Source organism: Mycobacterium simiae, assembly GCF_008370645.1.
Lineage (GTDB): Bacteria > Actinomycetota > Actinomycetes > Mycobacteriales > Mycobacteriaceae > Mycobacterium > Mycobacterium simiae_A.
This window is the reverse complement of sequence record NZ_VTZN01000179.1, coordinates 1-9367: the sequence shown is the minus strand read 5'-3', so window position 1 is coordinate 9367 and position 9367 is coordinate 1. Positions and strand designations below refer to the sequence as shown.

At 63.1% G+C, this 9367-nt stretch carries 11 protein-coding genes; 3 read left to right on the top strand and 8 right to left on the bottom strand.

Features of this window, described 5'->3' with window-relative positions; all coding sequences use genetic code 11:
• Positions 1–18 precede the first annotated feature (18 nt).
• The gene (locus tag F0Q45_RS21545) at positions 19–969 is read left to right on the top strand and encodes an NHL repeat-containing protein (protein WP_262491106.1); all 951 of its coding nucleotides are present in this window, start codon (positions 19–21) and stop codon (positions 967–969) included.
• 48 nt (positions 970–1017) lie between these two features.
• On the opposite strand, the gene F0Q45_RS21540 is transcribed toward F0Q45_RS21545, so the two are convergent.
• Positions 1018–1542 (bottom strand): gamma carbonic anhydrase family protein, encoded by a 525-nt coding sequence (locus F0Q45_RS21540; protein ID WP_149655866.1) that lies wholly within the window; start codon positions 1540–1542, stop codon positions 1018–1020.
• A gap of 114 nt (positions 1543–1656) precedes the next feature.
• Here F0Q45_RS21540 and F0Q45_RS21535 point away from each other — a divergent pair, with 114 nt between their 5' ends.
• Both F0Q45_RS21535 and F0Q45_RS21530 read left to right on the top strand, forming a co-directional pair.
• A complete protein-coding gene (locus tag F0Q45_RS21535) occupies positions 1657–2811 on the top strand; it encodes a Rieske 2Fe-2S domain-containing protein (RefSeq protein WP_149655865.1) in 1155 nt (384 codons plus the stop codon).
• A gap of 5 nt (positions 2812–2816) precedes the next feature.
• Positions 2817–3281 (top strand): hypothetical protein, encoded by a 465-nt coding sequence (locus F0Q45_RS21530; protein ID WP_149655864.1) that lies wholly within the window; start codon positions 2817–2819, stop codon positions 3279–3281.
• On the opposite strand, the gene F0Q45_RS21525 is transcribed toward F0Q45_RS21530, so the two are convergent.
• The 7 genes from F0Q45_RS21525 to F0Q45_RS21495 form a co-directional block, all read right to left on the bottom strand.
• Positions 3274–4086 (bottom strand): enoyl-CoA hydratase/isomerase family protein, encoded by an 813-nt coding sequence (locus F0Q45_RS21525; protein WP_149655863.1) that lies wholly within the window; start codon positions 4084–4086, stop codon positions 3274–3276. The genes F0Q45_RS21530 and F0Q45_RS21525 overlap by 8 nt on opposite strands.
• Before the next feature lie 46 nt (positions 4087–4132).
• Positions 4133–5278 (bottom strand): sulfotransferase family protein, encoded by a 1146-nt coding sequence (locus F0Q45_RS21520; RefSeq protein ID WP_149655862.1) that lies wholly within the window; start codon positions 5276–5278, stop codon positions 4133–4135.
• A complete protein-coding gene (locus F0Q45_RS21515; protein WP_149655869.1) occupies positions 5278–6060 on the bottom strand; it encodes an SDR family oxidoreductase in 783 nt (260 codons plus the stop codon). Before F0Q45_RS21515 ends, F0Q45_RS21520 begins: the two co-directional genes overlap by 1 nt.
• A 2-nt stretch (positions 6061–6062) precedes the next feature.
• Positions 6063–7178 carry a hypothetical protein gene (locus F0Q45_RS21510; RefSeq protein WP_149655861.1) on the bottom strand — a complete coding sequence of 372 codons (1116 nt, stop codon included), beginning with the start codon at positions 7176–7178 and terminating at the stop codon, positions 6063–6065.
• A gap of 115 nt (positions 7179–7293) precedes the next feature.
• Positions 7294–7587 carry a hypothetical protein gene (locus tag F0Q45_RS21505; RefSeq protein ID WP_262491105.1) on the bottom strand — a complete coding sequence of 98 codons (294 nt, stop codon included), beginning with the start codon at positions 7585–7587 and terminating at the stop codon, positions 7294–7296.
• Positions 7588–7705: 118 nt separating this feature from the next.
• The gene (locus F0Q45_RS21500) at positions 7706–7975 is read right to left on the bottom strand and encodes a PE family protein (protein ID WP_149655860.1); all 270 of its coding nucleotides are present in this window, start codon (positions 7973–7975) and stop codon (positions 7706–7708) included.
• Positions 7976–8181: 206 nt separating this feature from the next.
• Positions 8182–9367, bottom strand: a 1186-nt coding sequence (locus F0Q45_RS21495; RefSeq protein WP_149655859.1) for a beta strand repeat-containing protein, incomplete at its 5' end; no start/stop codon positions are given.

Sequence of the window (9367 nt, the reverse complement as noted above, 5' to 3'; positions counted from 1 at the left end):
CCAGGTGTCGCGATCAGCATGCTGGTGAGGGAGCTTGCTTTGAGTGCAATGAAATTCAGAGGGAACCGGCTGCACCAGAAGCAGCGCACGCTGGCCATCATGGGTGCCGCCGTGGTCCTCGTGGCAATCCTCGCAGCTGTTGGACACCTGGTCTTTTTCCATAGCTCCTCGCAGGAGGACGCATCCGATGAGGCCGGACTGTCGAGCGTTCCAGCCGCCCCCAAACAAACCGTGCTTCCGTTCGCCGTAGGGGATCCCGATGGGGTGGCGGTGAATGCTGCGGGCGATGTCTACGTCGCCGACTCGGCCAACAACCGGGTATTGAAGCTGGCGGCGGGCTCTGACAGGCAAACCGAGTTGCCATTCACCGGCCTTAACCGACCTGCAGGGGTGGCGGTCGACATCGGCGGCGCCGTCTACGTTGTCGACGCGTACAACAACCGGGTCCTGCAGCTGCCCGCTGGCTCGGACACACCGGCTGAGCTGCCCTTCACCGGCCTTAGTTCGCCTCATGGTGTGGCAGTAGACCGCAGCGGCAGCGTGTACGTCGTCGACTCAAGGAACAACCGCGTGTTAGAACTGCGCGCCGGCTCGAACACCCCCACCGAGTTGCCGTTCATCGGTCTTCGTCACCCACTGGGCACGGCAGTGGACGACGCAGGCGCCGTGTATGTCGCCGACAGTGAAAACAACCGCGTGGCAAAGCTTGCCGCAGGTGCTGCCGCCCCGGCCTACCTCCCGTTTACCGGACTCAACTTTCCCCATGGTGTGGCGGTGGACCGCAACGGCGGCGTCTACCTCACAGACTTGAACAATAACCGGGTGCTCAAGCTGGCGGCCGGCTCGAACACCGTCTCGACGCTGCTCTTTACCGACCTCAACTTCCCGTACGGTGTGGCAGTCGACAATGCGGGCAACGTCTATGTAACCGACTTTCACAAGCGCGTGGTGAAACTCTGGACCAGTTAGCGGGCTTCGCCGTCCGGGGGACTAAACGCGCCGGCCGTGCCGAGCTGGCTAGATCGGCTCCAGCCCGGCCATAAACCGTTGCGCCAGGTCCCGATACGCCTGCGGGTTGAGATTGACCCACATCTCGGCACCCGTTCCTGCTATCGGTCCCTTGACCTGCGCCGGAGCTCCGGTGACCAGCATCCCGGCCGGAACCTGAGTGCCGCCCACCACCAGCGAATGCGCCGCAACCAGGCAGCGGGCGCCGATTACCGCGCCATCCAGCACCGTGGCGTGGTTGGCAATTAACGCCTCTTGTCCCACATGGACCCCATGGATAACGCACAGATGCGCGACCGTCGCACCGGGACCGATATCGACCGGAATGCCGGGCGGCGCATGCAACACCGAGCCGTCCTGCACATTGGCGCCTTCACGCACCACGACGGGGGCGTAGTCGCCACGCAACACGGCGTTGAACCAAACCGACGCTCCGGCTTCGACGGTGACGTCGCCGATCAGCGTGGCAGTGGGGGCCACAAACGCGGCGGGGTCAACCCGCGGAGAGCGGCCCTCGAACGAAAATAACGGCATCGTTTACATATACCGCAACATGCATATGCAGTGGCCAGGCTCGCCGTCGTTGCATACTCCCACCCAAAAACTGTAACGTGTTCTAGTTAGTGTTTGCGATCTGGAGGTGACAGGGTGAGTACCGGCACAAGCAGCGTCGGCGTCCGGGAAATCGACGCCGGAACCTTCCCATCCAGGTATGCGCGCGGCTGGCATTGCCTCGGCGTCGCGACGGACTTCATGGACGGCAAACCGCACGGGGTAGCGGCATTTGGCACCAAGCTGGTGGTGTTCGCCGACTCGCTGGGTGAACTGAAGATCCTCGACAGCTACTGCCGGCACATGGGCGGCGACCTGTCCGAAGGCGCCATCAAGGGCGACGAGGTCGCCTGCCCGTTCCACGACTGGCGCTGGGGCGGCGACGGCCGCTGCAGGCTGGTACCTTACGCCAAACGCACCCCCAAGACCGCCCGCACTCGCTCTTGGGCGACCGACGTGCGCGGCGGCCTGCTGTTCGTCTGGCATGATCACGAAGGCAATCCGCCGGACCCGGCCGTCAGAATCCCCGAGATTCCCGAGGCCGCCAGCGACGAATGGACGGACTGGCGCTGGAACCGCCTCCTCATCGAGGGATCCAACTGCCGCGACATCATCGACAACGTCACCGACATGGCGCACTTCTTCTACATCCATTACGGGTTGCCGACGTACTTCAAGAACGTCTTCGAAGGCCATATCGCCTCGCAGTACTTGCACAACGTCGGCCGCCCCGATGTGGAGGGGCTGGGTACCGCCTACGGCGAAGCACACCTGGATTCGGAGGCGTCCTACTTCGGGCCGTCCTTCATGATCAACTGGTTGCACAACAGCTACAGCGGCTACAAATCCGAATCGATACTGATCAACTGCCACTACCCGGTGACCCAAGACTCGTTCATCTTGCAGTGGGGTGTCATCGTCGAAAAGCCGAAGGGCATGGACGAAAAGATGACCGACAAGCTGTCGCGGGTGTTCACCGAAGGCGTCAGCCGAGGCTTTATGCAGGACGTCGAGATCTGGAAGCACAAGACCAGAATCGAAAACCCACTGCTCGTCGAGGAAGACGGCGCCGTATATCAGATGCGTCGCTGGTATGAGCAGTTCTACGTCGATGTCGCCGACATCACCCCTGAGATGGTGGAACGCTTCGAGATGGAGGTGGATACCACTCGCGCCAACGAGTTTTGGAATGCAGAGGTCGAAAAGAATTTGGCGGCAAAGAAAATCGACGTGCCCGCCGAGCAACACTGACGCACATGAGCCCGCCCGACGATCAAGCGGTCCCCGACGTCGATCAGCTCGCCCAATCGATGCTGCTTTTGTATCGCGACCACCATGCTCACGGATCGCTGTCCGACGCCCACGACGCACCTCGCTCATGGTCTAAGACATGGGATTTCGCCAACGACCCGCAACGCGCCGCTGCCGTACGGGAAGCCAGCCGCGCCGACCGTGAGCGTTACCTGCGAGGTGGACTGCAGCCGGTGGATTGCCGTTTCTGCCATGTCACCGTGGCGGTGAAGCGGCTCGGGCCCGGACATACTGCGGTGCAATGGAATACCGAGGCTTCGCAGCGATGTGCGCATTTCGCCGAGGTGCGTGCGTCCGGCGGGGACACCGCGCGCGCCAAGGCCTGCCCAAAAATGGCCGACAGTATTGAGCACGCCGTCGCCGAAGGCTATCTGGAGCAATCCCGGAACGACACGGGCGAACTCACCTGACCACCGGGTCGACCGGTCCAGTGCCGGCGAACCGCGCGGCGCGCTTGGCCAGAAACGCATCGATGCCCTCGCGGCCATCCGCGCTGCCGGCACACTCCGCGATCAGCCTGCCCTCGATCTCCATCTGCTCTTCCAAGCCGTTACTGAACGACATCAGCAACAGTTTTTTCACCGCCGCCGCCGAACCTGTTGCTCCTGCGGCCAAATCGGACACAAGCACGTCGGTGCGGCTGCCAAGTTCATCGTCGGGCACCACCTCGGTCACCAGGCCCCACTGCAGCGCCTCGTGGGCCGATAACCGACGGTTGGTCAGCATCAGCTCCTGGGTGCGGCGAATGCCGATCAGCCGCGGAAGATAAAACGACGAACTGCCGTCTGGACTTAACCCGGCCTTGGTGTAGGCCATCATGAAAGAGGCGGACTCGGCAGCTAGCACCAGGTCGCCAATCAACGCCAGGCTGAATCCTCCGCCGGCGGCCACCCCGTTGACGGCGGTGATCAGCACCGCATCCATTCGCGCGAACGTCGAGACCGCCCGATGCAAGTCGTCGGCCATGCCCTTGACGAACCCTCTGGTGCCCAGCGGCGACGCCGTCATCGCCCTCAGATCGCCACCGGCGCAGAAAAACCGGCCCACCGCGGTCAGCACCACCACCTTGGTGCCAGCGACGTCACAGCGCGCCGCCGCGTCGGCCAACTCACGGGTCATCACGTCGTTCATACAGTTGGCCTCGGCCGGCCGGTTCAGCGCAATGCGGGTGATAGGGCCGACCTGGTCGAAAATCAGCGTCGCATAACCGGTCACGCGGGCCACATTATCGGGTCACCTGACCCGAATCCAATCCCTCGGCTCACAGCCCCGCGAACCGCTCCCTAACGGCTTCGGCAGTTAAACCGTAGTCCGCCAGCGTGTACTGATGCTTGGGTGCTCGCGCGCCGGTCTGGCTTTCCGCATGGATGTCCGCCATGGCCTGCCGCGCCTCCTCGGTCAGCGTCAGCCCGAAGTACCGGTAGAGATCGGCCACCGTGCCCAACGGGTCGGCAATCAGGTCGCGGTAGTCGACGTCGTAAAACTGCGCGGGGTCATACTTCGCCCGCGCGGTGTTGAACCGGCGCAAACCGCGCGACCAGGTGTCCATTGAATCGGCACCGATCTGGGCGCCAACGAAAACCGTCGACCACCCGTCGGAAGTATGCTGCGCCAACGAACACATCGAGGCCATGATCGTCTCCACCGGCCGGTGGGTCTGGATCACCAGCGCGTCCGGATAAGTCGCCATCAAAGCATCCAGCGCGAACAGGTGGCTGGGATTCTTGAGCACCCAACGCTTTTCGGCATCATTGAGCCCGATGAGCTGTAGGTTTTTGCGGTGCCGCCGATATGACGGTGTCCAGTCCTGCTGTGACAGCCACGCGGCGTAGCTGGGCAGGTGCGCCAGTGTCTCGTAAGACACCGAATGCAGCGACTGCCGCAGCAACTGCCAGCACTCCTCCAGCTCGTAGGCAGCCATGAAATGCAGGCCGGTATATCCGGGATTCTCCCGGTGGTGCTGGGTGAACTGGGCATCGATTGTGCAGTACAAGGGGTTTGACTCCCACGTGTCGCGTGGCGGGCGCGGCTGCGGGAATTCGGCCAGCCACATATGCAGCCCTTGATGAGCCGGGTCGGCACCGATGAGCCGGTGCAGCGCAGTGGTGCCGGTGCGTACCAGCCCGGTGACGAAGATCGGCCGCTCGATCGGGACGTCGGCGTAGTGCGGGTACTGCTTCCATGCGGCTTCGGACAGCAGCCTGGCCACCAACGCGCCGCGCAGGAAAAACCGATTCATCTTGCTGCCCAACACGGTAAGCCCGGCTTCGCGCCGGTAGGAGTCCAGCAGCACGCCCAGAGCTTCGCGGTAGTTTTCCTCGTCGGCGCCGAAGTCGTCGAGCCCGACCAGCTTGGTGGCCGATGCGTGCAGTTCGTCGACGGTTCCGACATCGGTGCGATCAGCCATCAGCTGTGATACTCCCCGCAGTTGACGTCCAAAGTCTGACCGGTGATACCGCTGGACAGGTCGCTGGCCATAAACAGGATCGCCGAGGCCACCTCGTCCTCCGTCGGCAGCCGTTTGAGATCGCAGTGTGCCGCGGTTGCTTGGTAGATCTGCTCCACCGTCGTGCCGTACTTGCCGGCTTGATGCTCGAAGTAGCCCCGCAGCGTGTCTCCCCAGATATAGCCGGGTGCAACGGAATTCACCCGAATTCCCTTCACTCCGAGTTCGGTGGCCAGCGAGTGCGACATCGCCAGCAGCGCGGACTTGGCCATCTTGTAGGCGCCGTACTTCGGCTGAGAGTGCCGCAGCACCATGGAGTTGACGTTGACGATCGAGCCATGGGTTTCGGCCAGCGCACGGGTGAAACCTTGGATCACACGCAGCGCTCCGAGCGCGCTGAGCTCGATCGCGTCTCGGATGTGCGTAAAGGTGGTGTCGGCCAGCGGCCTCATGGACGGCACCCGGAACGCGTTGTTGATCAGCACGTCGATCTTGCCGTACGCCTCCAGGGTGACGTCGACCAGGTTGTTGACCTGGTCGTCGGCGGTGATGTCGGTGCGCACCGCAATGGCCTGGCGCCCAGTGGCGATCACCTGTTTGGCAACAGCGTCGAGGCGGTCGGCACTGCGGGCGGCCAACACCAGGTCGGCCCCGTCGCGCGCGCACCGGTGCGCCAGCGTGGTGCCGAGTCCCGGACCGACGCCACTGATAACGACTACCTTTCCCGCCAGCAACCCTGTCATCGTCACCCCAGCATCCTGGCCGCAACTTGCTTTTGGCGCAGCGCAATTCGCGAGCGCCAGTCTTCCTCGCAGATCTTGTTGTGTTCCAGATACGGCAGCGCGGCCGGTACCGCATCAAAGTCGACCAGCTCGACATTCGGCCCATCGGCCGCGGTGAGCTCACCGGACAACCGTTGCCAACGGAACTGCAGGAAGCCGCGTCGATGGCCCAGCGTTTCGACCCAGTTGGTCACCCCCGGATTGCGATCAGCCACGACGATGCGGACCTTGCCGTCTGGATCTGCTTGCGCCTGAGTGTTGTTCAGCGAAGTCTGGTGGTTGATGTAGTCCAGCGAGATGTACCACATACTGCCCAGCTGAAAGCCCAGATAGGGAGCGTCGCTGACCGGCACCGTGATCACCAGCGCCTGGTCCGGGCGCAGGTCGAAGTGACCGGCCGATGAGTACTGAGTAGCCAGGCCGCCCGGGGTTAGCCGGGGCGCCGCCATGGTGTTAGCCGGAATATTCAGATAGAACCACTGCGGAAACTGTAACCAGGTTTTGACCCGGTTCACCAGTTGCTTGCCCGCTGCGGCATAACGCTTTTCGATGTTCTGGCGGGTTAGTGGCGGCGGAGCCGTGCCCGCGGTGTCCAGTCTGGAGATCGTCACCGTGCCGCGCTGCTGCGACCAGTCGCCGTAGACCTCCCGGATCACTAGCTGGCCGGGACTGGTCGGGCGCAGCTGCCACTGGAAGCTTCCGTCCGAGGCGATGTCAAGCTCACGGTCGTCGAACGCGGCTTGGCTGACGGGCACCTTGTCGTCGGTGTACTCACCGCCCAGCAGCTGGAAGCTCAGGTCGGTGGTGCTGCCGCGCCGGCCAGTGACTAGGTAGTCGCGATCGGGCTGCACCCGGGCGCCGAAGTAGAGGGTGTCAGGGTTGTCCAGGCCCATTTTGGTGAACGGCCCGGTGCCTGATTGCAGCATCGGATGGTCGCGTTCGTGGTCGAAGGCCAGGTGCACGCACCCGGCGATGCAGCCGGCCAGATATTGCAGTCCTTCGAGCAGGTCGGCCTCGGTCTCGATGTGCGGCGCGCCCATCACCAGCTCTTCGGCCTCCGCGATCGCGGTCGTCAACATGCCACAAACGGGACTAGAGATCACGACTTCGACGCTAGAACGTGTTCCTATTTTGAGTCAACCGCGAACATTTTCCACGCGTGGCGCGGGCGCTCACCGACGAAGCCCGCTAACTTCACGAGGTGCACTGGTTGGCCAGGGTTATCAGCGCCTGGCGCACATCCGGGTGGCGATTGAGGTAGTCGATGAGATCGGTACCTGACCCGGACGCCTGGGAACGGGCCGTGATTTCGGCCTTCACGTCGGGGTGCCGGTCGAGGTAACCCTGGACTTGTTCGGACGCCGTCTGGCCGAACGTGGTGTTGCACTGCTGGCTAGGGTCGGCATGGGCCGGCGCGGCAATGATCAATCCGGCGCCGACGCTCAGCACGCCAGCGCTAACCCAGCCGGAAATCCTCGGGGCAACCACCGGATTGCTCCTTTCCGCATCGACGCCAGTCCTTGCAGGCTACGCGTGGGGAAGCCGACGAGCCATACCGAAGAAGCCCCAGCTGCCCTGGCCGCCGTTCGGAAACCCTGAACCGCTGCTAGCGAAGAAGCCCGGGGTGCCGGCCTGCGTCTAGCCCGTCTAGCCGAAGCCCACAGTGGTGTCCGGTCGGTGCCGGCCAAGCCGAAGCCGGCGTTGATAGCACCAGGGCCGGCGCCGGCGCCGTTGCCGCCGCCGACTGATAACGCAGCGCATGCGCCCCAAACAGCGCCGCGATTTGCCCCGATACCTTATCTGCGGTCGCGGCCGCAATCTCGGTGGTCTCCGCCGCCGCCGCACTGTCCTTCCCAGTCGCCGAAATGAAGTTCATATTGTCAATTCTTTTGATAGTCGACACGAGCGGACTTACGCGCAGACTCCGAGCCGATTTCGGTCGGCAAGAGTCAAAGGGGCATCACGCAGCGCCTCGGCCAAGCACTATCCGCTTGGGTCGAGGATTTCTGCGGTGAAGCTGTCCGCAGTCAGCTCGCCGACATCGCCAACGTGTTTGCCTGAGCCGTACGGTGTGTGCCAGTCTCAGTTTCCAAAGCCCGACCGGTCAGCCGTTGTGTTGAAGCCACCCGAGGTCCTGGCGCCGGTGTGGAAGAAGCCGCTGCTGATCGGTGCGGCGTTGCTGATACCCGCATTGAACATTTCGCGGTTGCCAATGCCCGACGCGGACGAGGCAGTAACAGCGTTCTGCCAGCCAGAGTTGCTGGTGCCGGCATTCTGACTACCCGAGGTGGCGTCGCCCGAATTGAAAAAACCCGAGCTGATCGTGCCGGTGTTGCCGAATCCCGACACCGTTCCGGGCCCGACGCCAATCGCTCCGATGGCGGTGTTGACGTCGCCCGCGTTGAACAGCCCCGTGTTCACGTCGCCCGAGTTCGCCCAGCCGGTGTTGACACTTCCCGAGTTGAGGTCACCGGTGTTCAGGGTGCCCGAATTGAAGTTGCCCGTGTTCAGGGTTCCGGTGTTGAAGCTACCCGTGTTCACGGTGCCGGTGTTCCCGAAGCCGAGATTCGCCAAGCCGCCATTGCCGGCGCCGGTGTTTCCACCTCCACCGTTGAAGAAACCCGTGTTGATCCCGCCCGAGTTGCCGAAACCGGTGTTATGGCCCGGCTGGAAGGGGCCAACGAGGGAGCCCGAGTTCGCAACGCCCACGTTCAAGTTGCTCGAGTTGCCGATGCCGACGTTGCCGTTGCCGGAGTTGAAGAAACCGATGTTGTTGTTGCCCGAGTTGAACAACCCGATGTTGCCGCTGCCCGAGTTCAAGCCCCCGATCCCCACCTGATTATTGCCGGTCAGCCCGATCCCGAGGTTGTTGTTCCCGGTATTCCCAAAGCCAATATTGCCGACACCGCTGTTGGCGAAGCCCCGGTTGGAGCTCCCCGTGTTCCCCAAGCCCTGATTGCTGATGCCTGTATTGCCAGCGCCGACGTTGGCGTTGCCGGCATTGCCCAGGCCGTTGTTGAAATTGCCGGTATTACCGAAGCCGACGTTGTCGTTACCGAGATTGCCGAGGCCCACATTCCGGCCACCATTGACGCCCTGCCCGAAGTTTCCGAACCCGACGTTGCCGCTGCGGACGTTGCCAGCTCCGACATTATCGCTGCCGTTATTGCCGCCGCCGATATTGCGGTCCCCGATGTTTCCACTACCCAGGTTGGTGCCGCCGGTGTTGCCGTCACCGACGTTGCCGCTGCCCTTGTTGCCGTTGCCG